This window comes from Niastella sp. (genome assembly GCF_045805085.1).
GTDB lineage: Bacteria > Bacteroidota > Bacteroidia > Chitinophagales > Chitinophagaceae > Niastella.
In genome coordinates this window covers 1-22,642 of the sequence record NZ_JBJMLX010000530.1, presented here as the reverse complement: position 1 = coordinate 22,642, position 22,642 = coordinate 1, and the positions used below count along the sequence as shown (strand labels likewise).

At 43.9% G+C, this 22,642-nt stretch carries 24 protein-coding genes and 1 pseudogene; 5 read left to right on the top strand and 20 right to left on the bottom strand.

All coding sequences use genetic code 11. From position 1 onward, the window contains the following. The 4 genes from ACJ751_RS27660 to ACJ751_RS27645 form a co-directional block, all read right to left on the bottom strand. Positions 1–1,730: carboxypeptidase-like regulatory domain-containing protein (locus ACJ751_RS27660; RefSeq protein ID WP_407748778.1), on the bottom strand; the 1,730-nt coding region annotated here is incomplete at its 3' end. 152 nt (positions 1,731–1,882) lie between these two features. Beyond that, complete coding sequence (locus ACJ751_RS27655) at positions 1,883–2,881, bottom strand: FecR family protein (protein WP_407748777.1); 999 nt, start codon at positions 2,879–2,881, stop codon at positions 1,883–1,885. Between the two features lie 69 nt (positions 2,882–2,950). Then, positions 2,951–3,517, bottom strand: a complete 567-nt coding sequence (locus tag ACJ751_RS27650) for an RNA polymerase sigma factor (RefSeq protein ID WP_407748776.1) — start codon at positions 3,515–3,517, stop codon at positions 2,951–2,953. 24 nt (positions 3,518–3,541) lie between these two features. Further along, positions 3,542–4,270 (bottom strand): DUF1080 domain-containing protein, encoded by a 729-nt coding sequence (locus ACJ751_RS27645; protein ID WP_407748775.1) that lies wholly within the window; start codon positions 4,268–4,270, stop codon positions 3,542–3,544. 187 nt (positions 4,271–4,457) lie between these two features. Between ACJ751_RS27645 and ACJ751_RS27640 the strand changes: the two are divergent. Further along, positions 4,458–5,065 (top strand): annotated as a pseudogene (locus ACJ751_RS27640) (superoxide dismutase). 72 nt (positions 5,066–5,137) lie between these two features. Next, entirely contained in the window at positions 5,138–5,737 is a 600-nt protein-coding gene (locus tag ACJ751_RS27635; protein ID WP_407748774.1) for a hypothetical protein, read from the top strand. 145 nt (positions 5,738–5,882) lie between these two features. On the opposite strand, the gene yidD is transcribed toward ACJ751_RS27635, so the two are convergent. The 16 genes from yidD to gldC all read right to left on the bottom strand — a co-directional run bounded on the left by yidD (position 5,883) and on the right by gldC (position 19,316). Beyond that, on the bottom strand, positions 5,883–6,113 hold the full coding sequence (gene yidD / locus ACJ751_RS27630) for a membrane protein insertion efficiency factor YidD (protein WP_407748773.1): 231 nt from the start codon (positions 6,111–6,113) through the stop codon (positions 5,883–5,885). Further along, on the bottom strand, positions 6,110–6,502 hold the full coding sequence (locus ACJ751_RS27625) for a ribonuclease P protein component (RefSeq protein WP_407748772.1): 393 nt from the start codon (positions 6,500–6,502) through the stop codon (positions 6,110–6,112). The genes yidD and ACJ751_RS27625 overlap by 4 nt, the downstream gene beginning before the upstream one ends. Before the next feature lie 95 nt (positions 6,503–6,597). Next, positions 6,598–6,753 (bottom strand): 50S ribosomal protein L34, encoded by a 156-nt coding sequence (gene rpmH, locus ACJ751_RS27620; protein WP_014222732.1) that lies wholly within the window; start codon positions 6,751–6,753, stop codon positions 6,598–6,600. Positions 6,754–6,917: 164 nt separating this feature from the next. Beyond that, complete coding sequence (murI, locus tag ACJ751_RS27615) at positions 6,918–7,775, bottom strand: glutamate racemase (RefSeq protein ID WP_407748771.1); 858 nt, start codon at positions 7,773–7,775, stop codon at positions 6,918–6,920. Positions 7,776–7,848: 73 nt separating this feature from the next. Next, positions 7,849–8,409 (bottom strand): OmpH family outer membrane protein, encoded by a 561-nt coding sequence (locus tag ACJ751_RS27610; RefSeq protein WP_407748770.1) that lies wholly within the window; start codon positions 8,407–8,409, stop codon positions 7,849–7,851. 104 nt (positions 8,410–8,513) lie between these two features. Then, positions 8,514–9,023, bottom strand: a complete 510-nt coding sequence (locus ACJ751_RS27605; RefSeq protein WP_407748769.1) for an OmpH family outer membrane protein — start codon at positions 9,021–9,023, stop codon at positions 8,514–8,516. Between the two features lie 46 nt (positions 9,024–9,069). Further along, a complete protein-coding gene (locus tag ACJ751_RS27600) occupies positions 9,070–11,799 on the bottom strand; it encodes an outer membrane protein assembly factor (protein WP_407748768.1) in 2,730 nt (909 codons plus the stop codon). A 105-nt stretch (positions 11,800–11,904) separates the two neighbouring features. Next, the gene (locus tag ACJ751_RS27595; protein ID WP_407748767.1) at positions 11,905–12,666 is read right to left on the bottom strand and encodes an isoprenyl transferase; all 762 of its coding nucleotides are present in this window, start codon (positions 12,664–12,666) and stop codon (positions 11,905–11,907) included. A 189-nt stretch (positions 12,667–12,855) separates the two neighbouring features. Continuing rightward, positions 12,856–13,713 carry a DUF6089 family protein gene (locus ACJ751_RS27590; protein WP_407748766.1) on the bottom strand — a complete coding sequence of 286 codons (858 nt, stop codon included), beginning with the start codon at positions 13,711–13,713 and terminating at the stop codon, positions 12,856–12,858. 59 nt (positions 13,714–13,772) lie between these two features. Next, on the bottom strand, positions 13,773–14,651 hold the full coding sequence (locus ACJ751_RS27585; RefSeq protein WP_407748765.1) for an NAD kinase: 879 nt from the start codon (positions 14,649–14,651) through the stop codon (positions 13,773–13,775). A 29-nt stretch (positions 14,652–14,680) separates the two neighbouring features. Next, the gene (locus ACJ751_RS27580; protein ID WP_407748764.1) at positions 14,681–16,033 is read right to left on the bottom strand and encodes a POTRA domain-containing protein; all 1,353 of its coding nucleotides are present in this window, start codon (positions 16,031–16,033) and stop codon (positions 14,681–14,683) included. A gap of 165 nt (positions 16,034–16,198) precedes the next feature. Next, positions 16,199–16,858, bottom strand: coding sequence for a CBS domain-containing protein (locus ACJ751_RS27575; protein ID WP_407748763.1), 660 nt, complete (start codon positions 16,856–16,858; stop codon positions 16,199–16,201). Between the two features lie 164 nt (positions 16,859–17,022). Then, complete coding sequence (locus ACJ751_RS27570; protein WP_407748762.1) at positions 17,023–17,799, bottom strand: alpha/beta fold hydrolase; 777 nt, start codon at positions 17,797–17,799, stop codon at positions 17,023–17,025. Positions 17,800–17,927: 128 nt separating this feature from the next. After that, positions 17,928–18,470 (bottom strand): CvpA family protein, encoded by a 543-nt coding sequence (locus ACJ751_RS27565; protein WP_407748761.1) that lies wholly within the window; start codon positions 18,468–18,470, stop codon positions 17,928–17,930. 29 nt (positions 18,471–18,499) lie between these two features. Further along, positions 18,500–18,952, bottom strand: a complete 453-nt coding sequence (locus ACJ751_RS27560; protein ID WP_407748760.1) for a GatB/YqeY domain-containing protein — start codon at positions 18,950–18,952, stop codon at positions 18,500–18,502. Positions 18,953–18,968: 16 nt separating this feature from the next. Beyond that, positions 18,969–19,316, bottom strand: a complete 348-nt coding sequence (gene gldC / locus ACJ751_RS27555; RefSeq protein ID WP_407748759.1) for a gliding motility protein GldC — start codon at positions 19,314–19,316, stop codon at positions 18,969–18,971. Between the two features lie 601 nt (positions 19,317–19,917). Between gldC and ACJ751_RS27550 the strand changes: the two genes are divergently transcribed. The 3 genes from ACJ751_RS27550 to ACJ751_RS27540 form a co-directional block, all read left to right on the top strand. Continuing rightward, on the top strand, positions 19,918–20,685 hold the full coding sequence (locus ACJ751_RS27550) for a DUF4290 domain-containing protein (protein ID WP_407748758.1): 768 nt from the start codon (positions 19,918–19,920) through the stop codon (positions 20,683–20,685). A gap of 195 nt (positions 20,686–20,880) precedes the next feature. After that, positions 20,881–22,185 (top strand): UDP-N-acetylglucosamine 1-carboxyvinyltransferase, encoded by a 1,305-nt coding sequence (gene murA / locus ACJ751_RS27545; RefSeq protein WP_407748757.1) that lies wholly within the window; start codon positions 20,881–20,883, stop codon positions 22,183–22,185. A gap of 101 nt (positions 22,186–22,286) precedes the next feature. Next, positions 22,287–22,642 (top strand): guanylate kinase (locus ACJ751_RS27540; RefSeq protein ID WP_407748756.1); only part of this gene is annotated, 356 nt, incomplete at its 3' end.

Below are 22,642 nucleotides of genomic sequence, written 5' to 3'. Positions count from 1 at the left end.
TACTGCTTTAATTTATTCATATCCAGGTTACGCTGAAACCACTGGTACATGTTGCGTGAACCCAGACTTTGATAACCCTGCGAAGGCCGCTGTGCCTTGTTATTCGCATAGTTCAGCGTAGTGCTTATTACCAGTTTGGGGTTAACCGTTAGCGAACCGCTGAAAGAAAGATTGTTTCTTTTTAAATTCGTGTTCGGTTCAATACCTTTTACATCTGTATTGTTGTACGATAAGCGAAACAAACTGTTTTGCCCGCCACCGGAAAAGGAAATGCTGTTGTTCCAGGTATGCCCGTTCTCAAAATAGTCTTTGATATTATCAGGATGCGGTACAAAGGGAGTTTCTTTTCCAAAATCAGGATCACCAGGATAAAACGAATACTGATGCCGCACGGGGGTACCATCCATAACCGGCCCCCAGCTTTCATCCCATTCCCCATCTACAAATTTGGTGGGCACGCCATTGATATTGATGGTAGAAAATGAAAGGTTTGAACCGGCGCCATACGTATTCTGCAAGGGTAAAAAATTACCGGCCTTTTCTACGGAAAAAGCAGAACTGAAATTCACCACCGGCTTTTGTGCATTCTTTCCTTTACGGGTGGTGATCAGGATAACACCAAACTGCCCACGCAATCCATACAACGCTGAGGCAGCCGGGCCTTTCAGCACATTGATCGATTCTATATCATCCGGGTTTATATCCTGTGCCAGGTTGCCATAATCGCGGCCATTGCGTAATGCATAGTTGGTATTGGAGATGGGCGTATTGTCTACAACAACCAAAGGCTCGCCGCCGCCGGTTAAGAAATTGGTACCACGGATCTGTATTTTCTGGGTACCGCCCATACTGGCGCCTGATGATCCGGTCAACTGCACACCTGCTATCTTTCCACCCAGGCTGCCCAATACATTCTGTTCTTTTGCAATCGTTAGGTTATCGCCTTTTATTTCCTGGGTTGAATAACCAACCGATCGTTCCTTACGCGAAATACCCAATGCGGTAACGATCACTTCTTCCATTTTACCGGTCCCTTCTTTTAGTGACACCGATACATCGAGTGTTTCATTGTCTCTGATGGTGATCTCTGTAAACTGCGTGGTAAAACCTACGGCCGATACCTGTAATTTATATTTACCTGCCTTTAACCCGCTCAGGTTAAACACGCCGTCTTTATTAGCGGCCGTACCTCTGTCGGTACCCAGCACCATTACCGAGGCATTGGCCAGCGGCGTGCCCGTTTCATCGGTTACCCGGCCGCGTATGCCACCATCGTATGGTGCAGCGTCAATAATATTTATCTCTGTCCTTTGTTCCTGGTTTTTGATCTTCTTTATAACAATGTTCCCATCCACCTGGTCGTACCGTAACCCGGTATGTTGCAACAGGTCGATCAGGATATTATTTACCGGGGCTTTGGAAGCCTGGTAATTGATATGGTCAATTTCGGCCACATCTGCCGTGCGATAAGTGAACGCCAGCTGGGTAAGGGATTCAATTTTTTTGATAGCCTCCTTCAGGGAAGCATTTTTCAAATCAATGGAGATGATGATCTTGTTCAGGTCCTGACCATTGCCCGAACGGGCCATTAGCAGTCCGCTAAAAGTGAGTAATATAGCCAGGATAGATATTCTCATGAACAACGCTTTGTATCTCGATAGCAATTTTGGGCGGCCGCCGGCAATAATGCACAACGTACTATGCCTGTACGTTTTTACATACAAATTCATAGCTTTGAATTGTTTTAAGTAATTCTTTGAACAGGATTATTTTCAAACATGCGGAACCGCTTCCAGGTCGCAACTGGGGCGGTTCTTTTTATTGTATTATGGGGGCGAATAGTTAGTGTTGTACATAGCAGTTTATATTTTGGTATTTAATTTTATTGAATCACATACATCTTGTTCTCCAGCTTTAACCGGGTATCGGTAAGGTTACAAAGCACCTTCAATGCATTCTCGATGCCTATTTCGCGCCGAAACGAGGTGGTGATGCGCTCATTGGCCAGGGCTTCACTTTGCACGCGAATGGTTACATCATAGTTCCTTTCCAGGTCGGCCACTATATCGCGGATAGTTTCATCGTCATATTGCAGGTTGCCCTGTTGCCAGGGAGCGGCTTCGGTAATAGCCTGCTTTTTTTGTACCACGGAATTACTGGTGTTGCTTACTTTCACCTGTTGCCCCTGGGTGAGCACCGCCATTTCTTTTTCATTATAATTCACACGCACCTTACCCCGGCTTACCGACACAATGATGTTCTCCCGGCCGGGATAAGCGTTTATATTAAATGCAGTGCCCAGCACCAGGGTGGTCACTTTTCCGGTATGAATTAAAAAGGGTTGTTTATCGGCGTGCTTTACATCAAAATAAGCTTCCCCGGTCAGGTACACTTCTCTTTTCCCGGTGGCAAATTGTTGCGGGTATTCCAGCGCGCTGGCTGCATTCAGCCATACCTGGGTACTATCGGGCAACAGCATATACCTGTATTCTGACCGCCCCGTCATTTTTTTGGCCAGGCCTTTTGTTGCGGCAAGCGGCTGCATTGAAAGCGGGCGCGTCATGAACCAGGCAACACCCACTACTCCTGCAATCACCACGGCAGCCATCGCCAGTATTAGCCGGGTCTTTTTTGCCGGCTTGGCAATAGTAAGCGATTGTTCGTTCCAGTTGGGTTTTGTTATAACCAGGTTGCCCAGTTCATCAACATAGGTCAAAAAGGAACCGGGTTGCCCGGTTTCCTGGTACGCTTTCTTTATCAATTCCCTTATTAATTCATTATGAGCAGCTTCGTTGATGTAGGAAAAGAATTCATCGAACTCCTTCCTGGTGCAGGTGTTGTTCAGGTAATGTTTGAACAGGTATTTGATCCTTTCTTCCATGGAAAAGGGTGTTCCTTTCTTTGATAGACGAAGCAACCGGCCAGGGTTCCTATTCCGGTTTAAATATTTTTATATAAAGGGAAGAAAAAAGCGGGCGCTCCTGAGCAGGAACAGGCGAATGGATTGCAATGCGGTTGATAACTGGTTCTTTACGGTATGTTTTGATATAGCCAGGTGGTCGGCTATTTCCTGGTAATTCAGTCCTTTTTCGCGGTTGAGCTGATAGATGAGTTTGCGTTGAGGCGGCAGTTGGTCTACCGCTTTTTGAATGATCTGGCTGTATTCACGGGCCACTACATTGTCCTCCGTCTCATTTAAACTCCCGGGTTGATTTTTCCAGATTGTTTCTTTTAACCGGCTTTCGGCTGCAGCCTTGCGTAAAAAATCAATGACCTTATTTTCTGTAAGGCGGTATAACCAGGCTTCTACATTCTGAATGGTGTGAATTTGAGAGCGGTGCTCCCAGAGCTTTAAAAACACTTCCTGAATGATATCCCGTGCGTATTGGTTGCTGCGGGTCAGTTTCAACACCAGCGTGTGTAAGCGGTATTCGTGTTTTTTGAATAGATCGGCAAAGAGCAATTCCAATGAATGCTCTTCATTATGATCATTTTTATGTAACGCCTGATCATTCATTCAGAAACAGTAGCAGTATGTTTATTAGATTTTTCTGAGCTTGATATTTTTGAACCAGATACCACCGCCATGGTCCTGTAAAGCGATATGTCCTTTTTTGGTGAGGCCATATGCTTTGGCATCTTTCCATTTGCCTTTTTCTTTTAATTCCTGCCAGCCGGGTGTCCAGAATTCATATTCCACCACTTTTTTGCCATTCAGCCAATGCTCAACATGGGCTCCATTTACCTTGATGACAGTGTGGTTGTATTCGCCGGCAGGTTTGGCGGCTATTTCGGTTGGTGGGTACATGGCATAATCTGAACCGCTTTTTTGCCAGGCTTCCAGTTTTTGTGGGTACCCTTCGTCATCGATCAACTGGTATTCGGGACCGGTTTCGTAACTGGGGCCACTGGTTTCTGCTACGCGATAGATAATGCCGCTATTGGCGCCTTTGTCGACCTTCCAGTCGATAGACAATTCGAAGTTCTCGTATTGGTCAATGGTGATGAGATCAGCCCGCTGTTTCACCTCCTTCATTTTACAATACAGCTGCCCGTTCATCACTTCCCAGCTATCGTATGGCTTATTGTTATATGCCCGCCAGCCTTCTGTATTGTGGCCGTTAAACAGCAACACCCAGCCGGCTTTTTTCTCTTCTGGAGTTAATGTATTGCTTTTTTCCTGCCCGGGTTGAAAAGCCCCTAAAAAAGCGCTGGATAATATGGTGGCAGAAAACAGCATCAATTTTTTTGTTGTAATGGTATTCAACATATTGATTGATTTGATAAGGATTAGCACCCGGTGAACGCTATCTAAAATACTACAAAATCGCCATAGTACCCCGTAAAATTTTCCGTTTGGTAAAGAGAATGAATTGGTTAATCAACCATTGACCTGTACTTTTGTTACCGTTTGAAAGAACAACCATAAAATCTTCACCAATTAAAATTTTAGTGTTATGGCATTTACACTACCGGCGCTTCCTTATGCACACGATGCACTGGAACCGCATATTGACGCATTGACGATGCAGATACATCATGGCAAACACCATCAGGCTTACGTAGATAACCTTAACAAAGCTATTGCAGGCACCCCCCACGAAAATAAATCCCTGGAAGAACTGGTAAAAGCTGCCGGCACCATCAGCCCGGCCTTTCGTACAATGGCGGTGGCCACTGGAACCACTCTTTCTTCTGGGAATTACTGGCCCCCAATGCAGGTGGTGCTCCTACCGGCGCCCTGGCCGCTGCTATCAATGATGTTTTTGGTTCTTTCGATAGCTTTAAAGAAAAATTTAATACTGCCGGCGCTACCCGTTTCGGAAGCGGTTGGGCATGGCTGATCATCAACAATGGTACCCTGCAAATCACTTCTACCCCCAACCAGGATAACCCTCTGATGGATGTAGCCGAAGTAAAAGGTACTCCCCTGTTAGGTGTTGACGTTTGGGAACACGCTTACTACCTGAAATACCAGAACCGCCGTCCCGAATACATGGGCGCTATCTGGAACGTTATCAACTGGAATAAAGTGGCTGAAAATTTCGCAAAAGCTGCCAAATAATAAGCCTCCAGAAAATACACAATCCCGGTTCTGCCGGGATTCTTTTTTTTAACCTTTCTAAATAATAGCCCAATGAAATGTACCTTGTTTTGTACGATTGTTGCCATGTTTTGCTTTGCCGCCTGCTCACCCGGCGTTGAAAAAAAAGTGAAAGTAATGTCGAGTGGTAAGATCCAGGTTGATGAAGCTACCAAAACCGTTACCCTTGAACCCGGAACCCAACACAACGAAGTTGAATTAACCCTGACCGCAAAAGATAAAGCCGTTACTGTTAAAAGTCCTGACGGCGATCAGTCTTATGAAGTGCCTGATGCCGGTGTGTATTTACTGAATATCAAAAAAGATACGTTGATCGGACACCTCGTGAATTTTGGCAATGGCGGCGCTCCCAGCTCTATCACTACTGAACAACTGGAACACATCATCGATAGCACCCAGCAACTGATAAACGGGCAAAATGCCAGTGATGCCAACAAAACTTATTTCATTGTACCTAAAACCATCAAGAAGCTTACCGCTAACCTGAACGCGCAGTTGATTAATCCATACAGCAATATTCCAGGTTCAGTAAGTGTTGATAAAGACGGTAAAGCGCCTGAGATCTTTAAATTCTCTACGGCTAAACAGGAAAGACAATCTTTGAGTGAGTTGGTAGAGCGGATGAAGAAGTAAGAAGACGAAGTAAGAAGTATGAGGTAAGAAATAGGAAAAAGAAGAAACGAACTCTGAATAAAAATGCCGTCCGGCTAAACCTGGACGGCATTTTCATTATATCGTTGTCTTTTCTTACTTCTTACATCTTACTTCCTACATCGTTTTATGGAACCGGATCGTAGCCATGACTGCCCCAGGGATGGCAGCGGCTGATGCGCCTGATGGTAAGCCATAAGCCTTTAAACACCCCATATTTCTTAAACGCTTCCATGGAATATTGCGAACAGGTGGGGGTGAACCGGCATTTCGGTCCCAGCATAGGAGAAACGATCCATTGATACAGCTTTATCAATGCCATAAAGGGAAGGCTCAATATGCGAAGTATTACTTTCATTTTACGCCATTTACTGTTTGTAACAGTTTCTTCAACACTACTTCTACCTTTTCTTTTACCAGGGCATAAACCGGTAATTCTTTGCCGGTATAAATTAAAAATAACGCCAGCTGTTGCTCTTTTGTTTGCAAAGCCTGTTCCAATGGTAATTTTTGCAGGCGATAGGCTTCCCGCATTAAACGCTTTATGCGGTTACGGTCAACAGCCCGTTTAAAGTTGCGGCTGCTTACGCTAAAACCGGCCTGCAGGGGAACCGTGAGCTGATCGACCATTTTGTATTGCACCCTGATGGGAAAGGCCGTTACAGCTCGTCCTTCACTGAACAGTTGCTCAATGATCTTGCGGCGCTTAAGCCGTTCGGCTTTCTTTAAAGTAAATTGCTTTGCCATCGGGTTCACTCAAAAATAAAATAGTCCCGTCAAGACGGGACTATAATTTATTTAAACTGCCGCCCGTCCCGATACATCGGGAGGGAACTAACAGATTATTTTAATTTCCTTTCGTCGGAAACAGTCAGTTTTTTACGACCTTTTTTACGACGGGAGGCCAGTACTTTACGGCCGTTTGCATCCTGCATACGTTTACGGAAACCATGAACGGTTTTACGACGACGGCGGTGCGGTTGAAATGTACGTTTCATAATTGATTTCGTTTTTTACACTTGTTGAAATATGATCCGGGAGAAGCGGATCAGGTTCCAATTTCGCAGACGGGTCACCATACCCGCCCCGCCATAAGCGGATGAAAGGACCGCAAAGGTAGGAAATGAATAGGTAAGTATGAAACCGCATCGATAAAAATGTTCTAATAAATATGGTCCACTACCGGTATTCCATTATCCAGGTCTACATGGTTTGAGCGCACCGCTTCGCCAAAAAAGATACTTGCATGATTATCAAAATCTTCTGTTGAGTCAGTGGTATTGAACAGCCGGTTTCCGTGTTGGCTGCAGCGGCTTTCCAGCTCAGGATGGCGTTTCAGGTAATCCTCAAGACTGTTGGCAACTATCTCTCCTTGCGATACCACGGTTACCCCGGCGGGCAAAAACTGCTGGATCTTGTCGCGCAACAGCGGGTAGTGTGTGCAGGCAAGCAACAGGGTATCAATTTCCCGGTCGTTGGCCATAATATGATGTACATGCTTTTGTACAAAGTAATCGGCCCCGGGCTGCATATGTTCATTGTTCTCTACAATGGGCACCCACATGGGGCAGGCTTCCTGGTACACGATAATATCGGGGAAGAACTTTTCAATCTCAATCAGGTAAGAACCGGATTGTACCGTACCATGGGTGGCCAGTACGCCTATTTTGCGCGATTTGGTAAACTGGCCAATGATCTCGGTAGTAGGGCGTATTACGCCTAATACCCGGTTATCGGGGTTCAGTTTCTCCAGATCATTCTGTTGTATGGTGCGCAGGGCTTTGGCCGATGCGGTATTGCAGGCCAGGATCACCAGGGGACAACCCTGTTCAAAAAACCACTCAACGCATTGCAGGGTATACCGGTAAACCGTTTCAAACGACCGGTTCCCATAAGGCGCCCGGGCATTGTCGCCCAGGTATATATAATCGTACCGGGGTAATTTTTTTACTATCTCCTTCATTACTGTAAGGCCACCATACCCCGAATCGAAAATGCCAATTGGCTGCGTTGTAACCATGAGACAAATTTACGATAATAAAAAACCCCCGAACGGTACCGTCGGGGGCTGATATTTTTCAACAAATCATTTGTTATTGTTTCGCGGCTGGTTTAGGTGCTGCACCGGCAGGTGCATTCGCGCCTGTAGGTAATTTAATATTCAGCTTTTTGGCAACCAATGGCAGAATATCATCACCGGGAGGAGCTACCAGCAGGGCCTCTTTTTCGAATACATAACCGTATCCGTTTTCTTTGGCTACAGTTTGTACGGCATCATAAGCCTTTTTGTTGATGGGACCCAGCAGATCCTGCTGACGTTGTTGTAATTGTTGTTGAATGCGTTCTTCTTCACCACTCAGTTCCTGACCCATTTTAGTCAACTCACCTCTTTTTACTGTTTTAACAGCAGGCGTAAAAGTAGCGGAGTCTTTGTTGTATTTTTCAACAGCTGCATAGAAAGCATTTTGCTTATCGGTTGCGCTTTGAATTAATGCATTTTTCAGGTCTTGCAGCGTAGAGTCTGCTTTTCTGGTTTCTGGCATTACACTCACCAGTTCCTGAGAACTGATAAATCCGATTTTACTTTGAGCTTTTACTTCACCAGCCACTACCAGGCCCAGGGCGAACAACGTTACGGAAAAAAACTTTTTCATTGAATTTCAATTTTGTCTCGCACCCTTAGCGGGTGGTCGGTTATTTTTTTGTTTTAAGTTGAAAAAAACCTAATGGTGGTTGCTTTCCCCTTTTCTCTTATGTTTTATTTAACGCCCAGCTCTTTTAAAATATCCTCACTACGGTCCAATTTGGGGTCGGCAAAGATAACAGTAATTCCTTCACTTTTATCTAAAATAAAATCCAGTGAGCGGTTAACCGCCAGCTTCTGGATTGCGTTGTAAACCTTGTCCTGTATGGGTTTCACCAGTTCCTGTCTTTTCTTGAACAGATCGCCTTCAAAACCAAAGCGTTTGCGTTGCAGGTCGCGTACTTCCTTCTCCCGTACAAACAATTCATCCTCGCGTTTTTTCTTTAATTCAGGGCTCAGCATAACCTGTTCAGCATCAAAATCCTTGTACATTTTATCGAGGGCGCCCTGTTTGGCATCCACCTCTTTTTGCCACAGTTCGCTGAACTGGTCAAGCGCCTTCTGCGCATCCTTATATTCAGGTAATTTATCCAGAATGTATTTGGTATCTACAATGGCATAACGCTGTGCTTGCGAGGCTAAGGTTAATGTTACCAGGCAGACAATAAATAATATTTTCTTCATGGTGTTTCTTTTTAGGTATTTGCTTATTGTTTATTGCTTATTGGCTCTATTCAGGTTCGTAACCTAACATAAACGTAAAGCGGGTTGCATCACGTAAGCGGCCACCCTGCGTAAGCCGGTCGAAACCTACGCCATAGTCAAATCCAAGCAAACCGAACATGGGCAGGAAGAAACGCATACCCACACCAGCACTTCTACGCAGGCGGAACGGATCATATGATTTATAATCGTACCAACCGTTTGCGGCTTCAAACCAAACCATACCAAAGATCGTACTGCTTGGGTTGGTAGTGAACGGATACCGCATTTCGAGCGTATACTTGTTAAATATAGTAAAGAACTGGCTTGCGTTCTGTTGATCGGGATTGATCTTTGGGTTTGAATTCTCATACACAGGGTAACCACGGTGTGCAATGATATCATAACCCAGAATATAGCTACCATTCGCCAAACCGGCATCACCCACCTGGAAGCGCTCAAATGGTGAATAGTTAAGCTTGGTATTGTACCGGCCCATAAAACCATACTTGGCTGCGGCACGCAATACAAACTGCCGCGTTTTATCGGCGCCCATCGCTTTGCCAATGGGGATGAACCATTCGGCATTCATCCGCCATTTATGGAACTCAGGTAATTTATAACTATCCTGGTTGGTGGTAGTCTCCCTGAATAGTGAATATGGTGGCGTAAACTGACCGCTCAGCAAAAAGTTGGAACCGCTGGTTGGGAAGATCGGGTTAGGACCAGCCGAATTACGGTTCAATGCAATTTTAACGCTCAGGTTATTTGAGGTACCGTTTTTGAAATCCTGGGTGAACAGGGTATAGTTCTGCAACTTATACTGCGTATAGCTGAGTGAGTATACCAATGTAAAGAAGTCATCGGGCCATTTTAATTGTTTACCCAATGCAATGCTGGCGCCAAAGTTTTTCAGCCTGTTGGTATCGCTGAAGAAATATCTTCCGCTGCGGTCGATACCACCGGTGCGGAACACACTCTTGTAGGCACTAAAGGTTAATGAGTTTCTTTTCTTGCCACCTAACCAGGGCTCGGTGAACGAGAAGTTGTATGACTGGTACGCGCGACCGTTTGATTGCACACGCATGCTCAGTTTTTGGCCATCACCGGTTGGTAATGGATCCCATGCCTTTTTGTTTAAAATATTTTTAATTGAGAAGTTGTTGAATGTTACACCCAACGTACCGGTTAAACCGATACCACCACCCCAACCGGCACTCAGCTCCAGCTGGTCAGAAGATTTTTCTTCAACGGTATAGTGAATATCCACCGTTCCATCTTCAGGATTGGGCACAGGGTTAATACCGATCTTCTCCTGGTTAAAGAAGTTCAGCTGCGCAATTTCACGCTGTGAACGAATGAGGTCCTGGCGGCTGAATTTTTCACCGGGCAGCGTACGCAACTCACGACGGATTACGTGCTCTTTTGTTTTTTCGTTACCCTGAATGGTAACGTTCTTAATAGTAGCCTGCGGACCTTCGGTAATACGGATCTCGAAGTCGATGGTATCATTGTATACCGCCGTTTCAACCGGGTCAATACGGAAGAACAGGTAACCGTCGTCCATATAGTAACTGCTGATGTCGCCACCTTCCTGTGACATTTGCTTACCCAGCTTTTTGTTAAGGATCTCCAGGTTATAAATATCGCCTTTGGTGATACCTAATAATATATTAAGAATAGAATCGGTGTATTTAGTATTTCCCTTCCAGGTTACATTACCAAAATAGTATTGATGACCTTCATCTACTTTCAGGTCAACTTTCAGGTTTCCTCTCTTATTATAATATTGCGTATCGGCTACGATGGCAGCATCGCGATAACCCAGGGAGTTATAATATTCCAGTACTTTTTCTTTGTCTTCCTCATACTTCTTTGTACTGAACTTGGCCGAGCTGAATAATTTAAACCGGAAGTATGGGTCCAGGAACTCTTTTGTTTTAGTGAGTGACAAAAAGCCCATGTCGCTCAGGTATGCCTTGAAGGAAGGTGTTTTTGTTTCACCGTAGGGGCTTGTTTCATGCGAGGGGTACAAAGTGATCTTGGTCATTTCCTTGGTACCCTTCAATTGCTTTTTCAGCCGCTGTTCATTCACCATTTCATTTCCAAAAAAGCTTACGTTCTCAATACGCACCTTATGGCCTTTTTGCACATATATATTCAGGACAATTGAGTTGGGCAGATTGGGGTCCTGTGCTTCTTCTATTCTAACAGTAGCGCTTTGGAAACCTTTATCGGTATAAAATCTTTTTATTACGTCTTCTGCGTTGCGTTTGGTGTTTTCAGTAACTACCCGGCTTGGTACCAGGCCTATTTTATTTTTTAACTCGTCCTGGTCTGATTTGCGGGGACCAATGATGTGGAATTTGGATAAGGCAGGTCTTTCGGTAACGTTTATTTCTATATATAATTTATTGCCTTCGAGTTTGGTGAAAAAGATCTGCATGTTCGAGAACAGATGCTGGTTCCACAGGTTGGTAAGGGCTTTACTGAAGTTATCGCCTCCCGGGATCATCACTTTATCGCCCACATTAATACCCGCAATGGATATCAGCAGCTGTTGATCGTACCGTTTTGTACCGGTAACCGTAATGCCGCCGATAAAATATTCATGGGCGGATTTTGAGTTGAGTATATTCTCTAATTCCGGATCAATAGACGTTGGAACGGTATCGGTTACTACCTGGGCACGGAGTGAACCGACTGTTAAACATGCAAATACCAGTAAAAAAATACTAAATGTACACGAACGCTGCATTCCGGGGAGTTTAAAGTGGAGCAAATTAAGGGGGATATTTTAAAAGGGTTTGTTAAAAAGGAAACTAATCGACGGATTCATAAAATATTCATGACCAATCCGTAGTTATCCGTTTAGATGTTCCTTTTGAACCTGATCGCCGGTTTTACCAAAGCGTCTTTCCCGGCCCTGGAAATCCAGAATGGCCTCATACAGGTTCTCCTTCCTGAAGTCGGGCCAGCGAACATTGGTGAAATATAATTCTGCATAAGCTAGTTGGTATAATAAAAAGTTACTGATACGAAATTCGCCGCTGGTGCGAATCATTAATTCGGGATCGGGAAGATTGCTGGTTACCAGGTATTGTTGCAGGGTGTTTTGGGTGATGGTCGCAGGGTCGATCTTACCGGCTTTAACGTCTTCGGCAATGTGTTTTACCGCCTGTACCAGTTCCCAGCGGCTGCTGTAACTCAGGGCCATTACCAGGTTCAACCCAGTATTCTGGCTGGTTATCTGCAGCGATTCGTCCAGTTCCTTTTGAGCATATTCGGGCAACATTTTTACATCGCCTATTACATGCAGCTTTATATTGTTCTTATTGAGGGTTTCGGTTTCCTTGCGAATGGTTTCTACCAACAGTTCTATAAGACCTGTTACTTCATATTCCGGGCGATCCCAGTTCTCGGTAGAAAACGCATACAGGGTAAGATATTCAACGCCCAGTTCGGCGCAGCCTTCTACAATATTGCGCACGCTTTCAACCCCATGAAAATGTCCATAGAGTCGGTCCTGTCCCTTTTCTTTCGCCCACCTGCCGTTCCCGTCCATGATAATTGCTATATGGCGAGGAAGTCGTTGAAGGTTAATTTGTTCCCGTAGGCTTTGCATACCCTTTTTTTGAAGGGCACAAAGGTACGAAAATCAACAGACAATGGGCAATTGGCTATTGGTAAATAGGTTGGGCTATTTGTTAAATTGATTTCATTTCGCCAAACAGGGCCGATTGGCTTATAAAAGCAAAAAAGGCAAATCGAAAATTCAATTTGCCTTTTTTATCTATAGCTTATTGTCAATTGCCTAATTGGCTGAAGGACAACGATATGAAGTCAGGTTCCAGGATAAAGTGAGCTCTGCCATTACATAACCATCTTTTTGCTTGCTGTAACCGCGCTGACGGCCTTCAACACCAATGGCGTCGCCGGTTTCGTAAGAACGGTCCTGCAATAACCCGGCTGCTGAGGGGGTACCATCGGGCAGCGGAGGAAATTTATCGGATCCTACGTAGGTTTTACTAACATCATCGAGGTAGTCGGTGGTGGTATACCGGTATACTATTTCAAAGCCCAGGTTCATGCGTTCATTCAGGGCGTATTTTACCCCAACGCCAATAGGAACGCAAATGGCCATTGTACTGTAAGGTTTGCGATCGGGATAAGCGGCTGTTCCCTGACCCTCGGTGCCCAGTGGACGCAGAAAATATTTCTGGCCATTAAGGAAGGCATAGGGATCGTAGCTGAATACACCTACACCCAGAGTTAAATAGGGCGTGAAGCTGTAATATGGATCGGCTGGAACAAATTTAAAGAAGTTGAAATCGCCTTGAAGGGCCAACTCAAAAATGTTGGAGTTAAAGCTCAGGTTGCGGCGATGTTGATAATCGTTCTGGGTATTGTATACATCTGAATAACCCAGGCGCGCATAATGCGCGGAGATACGCAGTGCTGTATAGTTTCCAAATTGTTTACGGAAAAAAACACCTAAAGCAGGTTTTGGCCTGTTAAGTCTCGCTCTTGTATTCAGGTCGCCAAAATAATGCGCTGCCCCTACAGAAATGCCAAACTCACCTTGCTGAACAATACTTTCATATTGGGCAGTAACCTTTTGCACACAGAGTACGGAATTAAACAGTAGTGCTGTTACAACCAATTTCTTCATAATTCGCAATTTAACATTAAGAACCGGATTTGCCGGCAATTTTTCATTGTATTAAAAAGTTAATTCCTTGTATCCAAACCCCATGATAATTTATTACGCAGGGTCTGCAGGAAATTATTTTCATTCAACCGTACCAGGCTCAGGGTAAAGGATTCGTTGCGTACGGCTAATTGTACCTTTTTATCTACGAGTTCTTTGCGCGAATCAAGCGCACAAATAAAATGATCTGTCCGGCCCTCGATCTCAAATGATATAATATTATCATCTGGTACAATGATGGGTCGAACGTTCAGGTTATGTGGGGCTACGGGGGTAATAACGAAACTGGAGGATTCAGGAAAAACCACTGGGCCATTACAGCTTAACGAATAGCCGGTTGAACCGGTAGGTGTTGCTACAATCACGCCATCAGCCCAGTATGTATTTAAAAATTCACCATTCAGATAGGTATGAATTTTTATCATGGGTGATGTATCAGTCTTATGGATAGCAAATTCATTTAATCCGTAAGGTACATCGCCGAATAATGGTTTACTCGCATCCAAATGAATTAACGATCGCTTGTCTATTAGTATTGTGCGCTTCACCAGGGATTGTACCGCAATGTGCAATTCTTTACTGCCAATGCTGGCCAAAAAGCCAAGCCGGCCAAAATTGATCCCCAGCACCGGGATATTCTTATCACGAACCAGTGTAACGGTGTCGAGTAAAGTACCATCACCGCCAAGGCTTATTAAGAAGTCAATGGCATCGGTGAGATCGCCCGAGTCGTTGAACAGGGTGGTTTTTTCTGAAAAACGCACCGATGACTGAATCATCTCATAAAAAGGTTTGTATATAACCGGGTGAATATTTTCTTTGTCCAGTTCTTCGAGCAATTGCTGCACTTTACTATACTGGTCATCATCAATAACCCTGCTATAAATGGCTACCTTCATACTAATACGGTTAAATATTTTCCTGTCGTTTAAAAATCGTTCTTGATGTGTAAAAATAAACCCTTTTGTCCTAATTGGTTGAAGCTGTAGTCGAGCCGCAATACGAAGTCATAGAAAGAAACCAGGTCAAATCCTGCGCCATAGGTGTACAACGTGCGGTTCGTGAGGGAATTATTTGTAAAGTTCTTATTATAGGAATACCCCAGATCGCTAAACAGGCGGGCATAAATGCGGAAAGGTATATGGTCGTGCGATTTTGATTTTATATAGGTGGGAACATTAAATTTGAACAACTGATGCCGGTAGCTCTGCCTTGTTAAAATACCGGCCGAACCATCAATTACATAATTCTCCAGCCCGCGCAGGTACATACTGCCATAACCGAACATGCGTTGATTTATATACGGCTGGTTGAAGGGGAAGCGCAGCATGCCTACTCCATTCCAGCTGAAGAAATCTTTTTTGGTCAACGCCCAGCCCTTGGTTGCATTTGCGTTGATCTGCCACATGTTCATGGCATTGTTGAAACCCCTTTTCACAATGGTTCCTTCTGCCTGCCAGCCGGTAAGCGGGAAGGCCTTGTAATCAACATTTACATAATTGATGTTATACACCAGCTCGGGAAAGCTTACCCGGTTGCGGCCGTAATTGTAGTACTTGGGATTTAAATTGTTTATCCCCGAGTCTACTTCCTGGCGCGTGTAGGAGATCGAAAATGAATGCACGGTGCGTAAACCCGGCCTATACGTCCAGTCAATATGGCCCGACCATTGTCTTATTCCATTGCGTAAGGAGTCAACAAAAACCTGCTGGTTATCTATAGTAGCGTAATTGATCTCGCGGTTAAATGAATAAGCAAAACCAACGCGGTAACCGTGTTTCAATGATTTGTCGGCATAGGGTTGATCATACTGAAATTGTATCTGCTGCGTATAGCCGGTTATCAACCAGAGTTTCAGCTTGTCGTTGCGGCCGGTAAAATTATTATAGGTGAATTTGAATCCATAGTTAACGCGGTCGAGACCATATCCCTGTTTCGCCCATTCGTTCAAATTGCGGTCAATGGGTTTCAGGTATGGAAGGGGAAAAATATACCAGCGTTCTTTTACCTGTATAAGGATATCAACTACGTATCCACGAAATGATTTTAAGGAAATAATTACTTCATTAAATAACGAGGTATTGATCAGTTGCTGGCGTGAGATCTCGAATCCTTTTACCAGGTCGGGCAGGTAAATGGAGTCGCCGGTTTTAAAGGGCAGTTCCCTTTCAATGATATAAGGCTTTGTTTTTTTATTTCCTTCAATTATGATATCGCCTACAACAAAAGGAGTATTATAGTTGTTAAAGGTACCAGAGGTTACATTTGTAACATTGGGCAAGGCTTGGGATGTTAAATCCACAGGCGAGGGCTGGGCATGCACGTATGCCACACAGCACAACAATAATAGTATGCAAATAAAATTCTTTCCCATGCACGTGCCCTGGCAAGCAGTTGCTCTGTTTTCTAGGTTTAAAAAATAAGCCGGCCGTATCCTACTGTTGTGCTAAATATTCAGATAATTCATCAAGTGGTCGTAATTGTTCCGTAGTTCGTTCTCGTATAGTTCTTCGCCAAAATAATATTTTACATTGTACTCATACCGCTGAAATGTAGCAACAATATCGGAAATTTCGAATTTATTGATTTTTATTGCTACAAAAAAGGAACTGGTGTTATTATCCCAATAACTGTTTAACTGGGTTATTTGGGCATCATTTGTCTCAACCAGTGTGCTGAGTTCTGAAAATGAGAAATTGCGTTGTTCCATTTCCAGCACAATTAAACCACCAGGTTCGCTCGCTCCGGTGGCTTTACCTAATTCTTTTAAAAGGTCAATGGCTGCAATGGCCCCAACGAATTCATTTTCCTTGTCAATAACCGGAACCAGGGAAAGATTATAATCATTCAACATTTGTACCGCCTCAATAAAGTGAGTATTGGCGTGTACGGCCACTTTGGAAAAGTGAGTATCAAAAGATTGGAGGGAAGTGCGTTCATCATGGTTCATCAAATCCTCCTCAAATACCAAACCAAGGTATTTTTCCGCTGCCACCACAGGTAATTGCATAACATGGAACTCCGACATCAGGTCCAGCGCCTGAATAACCGTATCACTCAGGTTGAGTGTGGGAATCGATGCTGATATTAATTCTTTATTTAGCACTGAAATCAGAGTTTACCTAGCTATTAAAATGTTATACGTTAAAAGTCCGCAACTGGTTTGTTCCTACAATTCTACTATGCAAAATAAATTCCACAATAGGCATTAACCCTTGCAAACAGTTAGGCAATTACCTTAACCAAATATAATCATTTAGACGATAGCATTCAGGCTACCGCAGCAGGCTCGTTCAACTTTGTCAAAAATTTATGGAGTATGCGGTTAAATTCGTCTGGCACTTCCATCATGGGCGCATGACCACATTTGTCAATGAAATGCAGCTCGCTGTTTGGAATTAACCGATGAAACTCCCGGCCTACAAACGGCGGGGTAATGGTATCATTATTACCCCAGATCAATAACGTGGGTTGTTTGATTTGATTGATATCCTCGCCCAGATTATTACGGATGGCGCTTTTTGCCAGCGCAATTATTTTGATGGCTTTCAAACGGTTGTTTACGATCTCGTACACTTCATCTACCAGTTCTTTGGAAGCAATTTTGGGGTCGTAAAAAGTCAACTCCGTTTTCTTCTTTATATAATCGTAATCACCACGTTTGGGATAAGTGTCGCCCATACCATTTTCAAATAAACCCGAACTACCGGTTAAAATGAGCGATTTGATGCGTTCGGGCTGTTTCAGCACATTTAATATGGCTACATGGCCGCCCAATGAGTTGCCAAGCAGGTGTACATTTTGATAATCCTGGTATTCAATAAACTTGTGCACAAACTTCTGCAAACCTCCTACCGAAGTATGCAAAAGGTCCATATCAAGCAAAGGGAGTAATGGAACCACAACTTTATTATGGTTCTTGAAGTAACTGATCAAATCACCAAAGTTGCTAAGGGCACCGAATAATCCATGCAAAAGTATTAGCGGTTCGCCTTCGCCTTCTTCAATATACTTGAATTTATCCACTTGTTTGATCGTATAATTCATCAGCTATGTCTGTTCAAGTCAGTCAATTAATCGCTAAAATAAACGTTTTCTGCAAATAATCCATCCTTGCAGTTTTACACTGCAATTTTAATGTAAGCTACTGATTTTTTATATTTTCACCTCACAACTCAGCGTGGTACCTTTTGTGTGGCAAACCCGTCAAAAAACGCACTTAGCTCAGTAAACATGTCTTTAAATACCGGTATCAGTTTCCCAATACCATTTATAACCCAGGGACCCAGTGGCTGTAACCATGGCCAGGTAATTGACTTAGCAAGTGTTTCATCACTAATGAGTTTTACCTTTTGCACAAAGAACAGCACTACACTGAGTGTAAACATATACAAAATAGTGTACAAAAGAACTCCCGCGATCTTGTTTACCCAACCCATCATGGCCATTTCAACTGTTGATTCAAGTAAACTGGCCACAAACCGCACTATCAATACTACCCCGATAAACACCACTGCAAATGAAATAAAAGGCAACCATTTGGCAGAGATATTAACGGAATCTTTTAAATAATCTGCTACAACTACCGATAATTTCATGGCAGCGGCAATACCTGCAATAAACGCAAAAATTGAAAATACTGCAACTATAAGTCCGCGCCGTAGCCCTTTTATAACGGCCAGGGCAAGAAATATTAGAACTAATATGTCTATGAGCATGGTTCTGAAATGTATAGCAATTGCCCTGCCTATTTCGCCAGCAACTCCTTTACCAGGGCGCTGATTGCTTTTCCATCGGCCTTGCCAGCCAGTTGTTTGGTGGCCGCTCCCATCACTTTCCCCATATCGGCAGGTGAGGAAGCGCCTGTTTCGGCAATGATGTTAGCTATAATTGCTTTCAATTCTTCCCCACTTAATTGTTTGGGGAGGAATTTCTCTATTATTTCAATTTCTTCCTGCTCTTTTTGTGCCAGGTCGGTCCGGTTCTGCTGGGTAAAGATCTCCAGTGAATCCTTCCGCTGTTTCACCAGCTTCTGTAATAATTTTATCTCGTCTTCCTCTTTCAATTCGCCGCCCGCTCCTTCTGATGTTTTTGCCAGCAAAATGGCAGCTTTAATGGCACGTAAACTACGCAGTGCTTTTTCGTCCTTGGCCAGCATGGCTGTTTTAAGGTCAGCCATGATCTTTTGTTCTAAGTTCATATGCGGCTTTTTGAAATTACAATTTATTTTCTTTCAACTGAATATCGCGGAAACGACCATAAAAATCTTTGGCAAAGTTCTTCATCATCTCAACCAGTTCAGGCTGATGCGTGGCCCGCTCAAAACTATCGGCCATCGTCATAATGGTTTGATAATAAAAGTCGGCCATCTCATCCACCATCATATCCTTGGTCCACAGGTCCATGCGTAAAGCCGATTTATCGGCCCCATCCCAAAAAGACAGCATCATGGCCCTGGCCTTCTGAGCATTGTCGGCAGTACTGTCAGTGGCATTCCACAATATTTGATCGGGAATGTTTTTTTCGTCGAGCGACACATCAATAGTTATTCTCGATTGCCTCATTTTTATTTGATTATCAGTTTTTTATATTTTGAACCGCAAAAGTACACCGATTTTTAATAGGTTTTGGTGCCTGACTAACTGTTCACCTTGTGTAAATGTAAATTAAACCACCATTCGGTGAAAATTGTTAAAACATATATGTGATTTTAACAATGCCGGCTGCATAAAATACGGCTCAAAAAAAAGGGTACTAACCCGTTGGTAGTTACAAGTTTATTTGATAATTTGGGGAATACGCTTCAAAATCTTCCCAGATTTATCAAAAACCTTTATTCCACCTAATCAATATCCTCCGAATGCCTCTCTGATCAAAGCTAATCTACATTATTAAGGTGTCATTTGCAGCAGTAAACGAACAAAAAGGGTATGTGTGTTAGTAGTACCTCTTTTACCTATATAAATGCATCGTGGCGTCTTCCGAAGGCCGGATCGCCGTTTCTACCATTAATAAATAATTGCCTGCCAGCCATAAATTCATTGGTGGCCTGCATATACCTCATTAACCTGTGGAAAAACCAATCCTTTTTTAGAAAAGGCCTACCAAAGGCCTTTTCTTTTTCTAGTTTTACTTTGTTACTTTTGTTAATCTTATATTTATAGAATGAGTATTAGTAGTATCGAAAAAATGGAATATAACACGACCAGGAATCACCTGGCGATGCGTGAGTATGGACGGCATATTCAAAAGATGATTGAATACCTGCTGACAATCGAAGATCAGGAAACCCGCCAGCGTAATGCTTATGCTGTGATTGAACTGATGGGCTTTCTGAACCCACACTTAAAAAATGTTGAAGATTTTAGACATAAATTATGGGATCACCTGTTCCTGATCTCCAATTTTAAACTGGCGGTTGATTCACCCTACCCCATCCCCACAAGGGAAACTTTAAAATCAAGACCAGGACCGCTGCCCTATCCCAAGCGGTATCCCAAATTCTCGCATCTGGGTAAAAACCTGGAACTGGTTATCAACAAGGCACTGAAAGAAGATCAGCCCGAAAAAAGACAGGGTTTTGCCAATGCCATTGCCTATTACATGAAACTGGCTTACAATAACTGGCATAAAGAAACCGTACACGACGACGCCATTCAGGGCGAACTGACCAATATTACCGAAGGCCAGCTCACTTTCACCAATACACCATATGTTCGCCAGCACCGTCCCAGCGATAATCGTGACCGCGATCGCGATCGTGGAGGCTATGGCGATTACCGCAATAAACGTGGCGGCGGTGGAAAATTCCAGGGCCGTGGTGGCCGGGATGACCGTGGCGGACGTGATGACCGTGGGGGACGTGATGATCGTGGCGGCGGACGCGACAACCGCAACGACCGGGGCGGTAAGTTTAAAAAGAGATACAAATAAGTTGACAGGTTGATAGAATTGACAAGTTTAAAAGTTACAGTCAATTCAATTACAAGTTAAAATCAGCCAACCTGCCCAAAATGGCGGGAAGGCAAAAGAATAAAATAATAACCCCGACAGTAAAACCTATTGTCGGGGTTTTATATTTGCAGCTTATTATACCGTTTGGTAATAAAAACCCAGGAAACAGTAACTATGAATTCTTTCGAAGTCATCGGTGGTAAAAAATTAAAAGGTGAAATTGTTCCCCAAGGCGCGAAAAACGAAGCCCTGCAAATTATCAGCGCGGTGTTGCTTACTGCCCAAAAAGTAACCATCACCAATATTCCCGACATATTAGATGTAAACCTGCTTATTGAATTGCTGGGCGAAATGAATGTAAAGATCGAACGCCCGCAACGCGATACCTGTATTTTTCAGGCCGATGATGTGAATGTTGATTACCTGCGCAGCGATGCCTACAAACAAAAAAGCGGTCGCCTGCGTGGCTCCGTTATGCTGGCCGGCCCCATGCTGGCCCGTTTCAGAAAAGCCTATATTCCCAAACCCGGTGGCGATAAGATCGGCCGCCGCCGCCTGGATACCCATATAATTGGTTTCGAAAAACTGGGCGCTTCCTTCAACTATCTTTCCGAAGATGGCTTTTTTGAATTACAGGCCCCTAACCTCAAGGGCACTTACCTTATGCTCGATGAGCCTTCTGTAACCGGTACCGCCAACATAGTTATGGCGGCTGTTATGGCCGAAGGCACTACCACCATTTATAACGCCGCCTGCGAACCCTATATACAGCAATTGTGTAAAATGCTCATCCGAATGGGCGCTAAAATAAGTGGCATCGGCAGCAACCTGCTTACTATTGAAGGCGTACAGTCATTAAATGGTACCGAGCACCGCATGCTGCCCGATATGATCGAGATAGGCTCGTTTATTGGGCTGGCAGCCATGACGCAAAGCGATATCACCATAAAGAATTGCGGCATCGAGCACCTGGGTATTATCCCTGAAAAATTCAAACAGTTGGGCATTCAACTGGAATTTCAAGGCGACGATATTCATGTGCCCGCGCAGGAAGTGTACGAAATACAAACCTTTCTCGATGGCGGGGTGCTAACCATTTACGATCATCCCTGGCCAGGTTTTACCCCCGATCTGCTAAGCATTGTGCTGGTAGTGGCTACCCAGGCCCGCGGCAGCGTGCTGATACATCAAAAAATGTTCGAAAGCCGTTTGTTCTTTGTTGACAAACTCATCGATATGGGCGCGCAGATCATTCTTTGTGATCCCCATCGCGCCGCGGTAATAGGATTAGGCAGAAAGCAAAAACTGCGGGGCATTCAAATGAGCAGCCCCGATATCAGGGCAGGGATCTCGCTTTTAATTGCCGCGCTGAGTGCCGATGGAAAAAGCGTTATTCAAAACATTGAACAAATAGATCGCGGCTACCAGTACATCGACAAACGCCTGCAGGCATTAGGGGCTGAACTGAAAAGAATTTAAAGGCAAAAGGCAGAGGGCAAAAGGCAAAGACAGCGACGCGGCAACCTGAAACTTGAAACCTGGAACCTGAAACTAACTTACTCTAAACCACATACGCATACATGCACCAAAATAAAATAATAATCCTTACAGCTCCTTCGGGAGCCGGTAAAACATCTATTACCCATTACTTATTGAAAGAATTTCCTCAATTGGCATTCTCCATATCTGTGGCTACCCGTAAAAGACGTGAGAACGAAGTAGATGGGAAAGATTATTATTTTATGACGGAAGAAGAATTTCACAACAAGAATAAAAACAATGAATTTGTTGAATGGGAAATGGTGTATGAAGGAAAATATTATGGAACACTTAAGTCGGAACTGCAGTCCGCCTGGAACGAAGGTAAAGTGCCCGTACTCGATATTGATGTGAAGGGGGCTATCCATGTGCAACAGCAGTATCCCGATACCACGCT

Bases quoted from the DNA above. Each gene is read 5' to 3' on its own strand.
- ACJ751_RS27570 (WP_407748762.1), bottom strand. From the start codon at position 17,799: ATGAATTATACGATCAAACAAGTGGATAAATTCAAGTATATTGAAGAA.
- ACJ751_RS27595 (WP_407748767.1), bottom strand. From the start codon at position 12,666: ATGCAAAGCCTACGGGAACAAATTAACCTTCAACGACTTCCTCGCCAT.
- ACJ751_RS27645 (WP_407748775.1), bottom strand. From the start codon at position 4,270: ATGTTGAATACCATTACAACAAAAAAATTGATGCTGTTTTCTGCCACC.
- ACJ751_RS27605 (WP_407748769.1), bottom strand. From the start codon at position 9,023: ATGAAGAAAATATTATTTATTGTCTGCCTGGTAACATTAACCTTAGCC.
- murA (WP_407748757.1), top strand. From the start codon at position 20,881: ATGAATTCTTTCGAAGTCATCGGTGGTAAAAAATTAAAAGGTGAAATT.
- ACJ751_RS27585 (WP_407748765.1), bottom strand. From the start codon at position 14,651: ATGAAGGTAGCCATTTATAGCAGGGTTATTGATGATGACCAGTATAGT.
- murI (WP_407748771.1), bottom strand. From the start codon at position 7,775: ATGGTTACAACGCAGCCAATTGGCATTTTCGATTCGGGGTATGGTGGC.
- ACJ751_RS27560 (WP_407748760.1), bottom strand. From the start codon at position 18,952: ATGAACTTAGAACAAAAGATCATGGCTGACCTTAAAACAGCCATGCTG.
- ACJ751_RS27600 (WP_407748768.1), bottom strand. From the start codon at position 11,799: ATGCAGCGTTCGTGTACATTTAGTATTTTTTTACTGGTATTTGCATGT.
- ACJ751_RS27625 (WP_407748772.1), bottom strand. From the start codon at position 6,502: ATGGCAAAGCAATTTACTTTAAAGAAAGCCGAACGGCTTAAGCGCCGC.
- yidD (WP_407748773.1), bottom strand. From the start codon at position 6,113: ATGAAAGTAATACTTCGCATATTGAGCCTTCCCTTTATGGCATTGATA.
- ACJ751_RS27590 (WP_407748766.1), bottom strand. From the start codon at position 13,713: ATGAAGAAATTGGTTGTAACAGCACTACTGTTTAATTCCGTACTCTGT.
- ACJ751_RS27635 (WP_407748774.1), top strand. From the start codon at position 5,138: ATGAAATGTACCTTGTTTTGTACGATTGTTGCCATGTTTTGCTTTGCC.
- ACJ751_RS27550 (WP_407748758.1), top strand. From the start codon at position 19,918: ATGAGTATTAGTAGTATCGAAAAAATGGAATATAACACGACCAGGAAT.
- ACJ751_RS27650 (WP_407748776.1), bottom strand. From the start codon at position 3,517: ATGAATGATCAGGCGTTACATAAAAATGATCATAATGAAGAGCATTCA.
- gldC (WP_407748759.1), bottom strand. From the start codon at position 19,316: ATGAGGCAATCGAGAATAACTATTGATGTGTCGCTCGACGAAAAAAAC.
- rpmH (WP_014222732.1), bottom strand. From the start codon at position 6,753: ATGAAACGTACATTTCAACCGCACCGCCGTCGTCGTAAAACCGTTCAT.
- ACJ751_RS27610 (WP_407748770.1), bottom strand. From the start codon at position 8,409: ATGAAAAAGTTTTTTTCCGTAACGTTGTTCGCCCTGGGCCTGGTAGTG.
- ACJ751_RS27565 (WP_407748761.1), bottom strand. From the start codon at position 18,470: ATGCTCATAGACATATTAGTTCTAATATTTCTTGCCCTGGCCGTTATA.
- ACJ751_RS27655 (WP_407748777.1), bottom strand. From the start codon at position 2,881: ATGGAAGAAAGGATCAAATACCTGTTCAAACATTACCTGAACAACACC.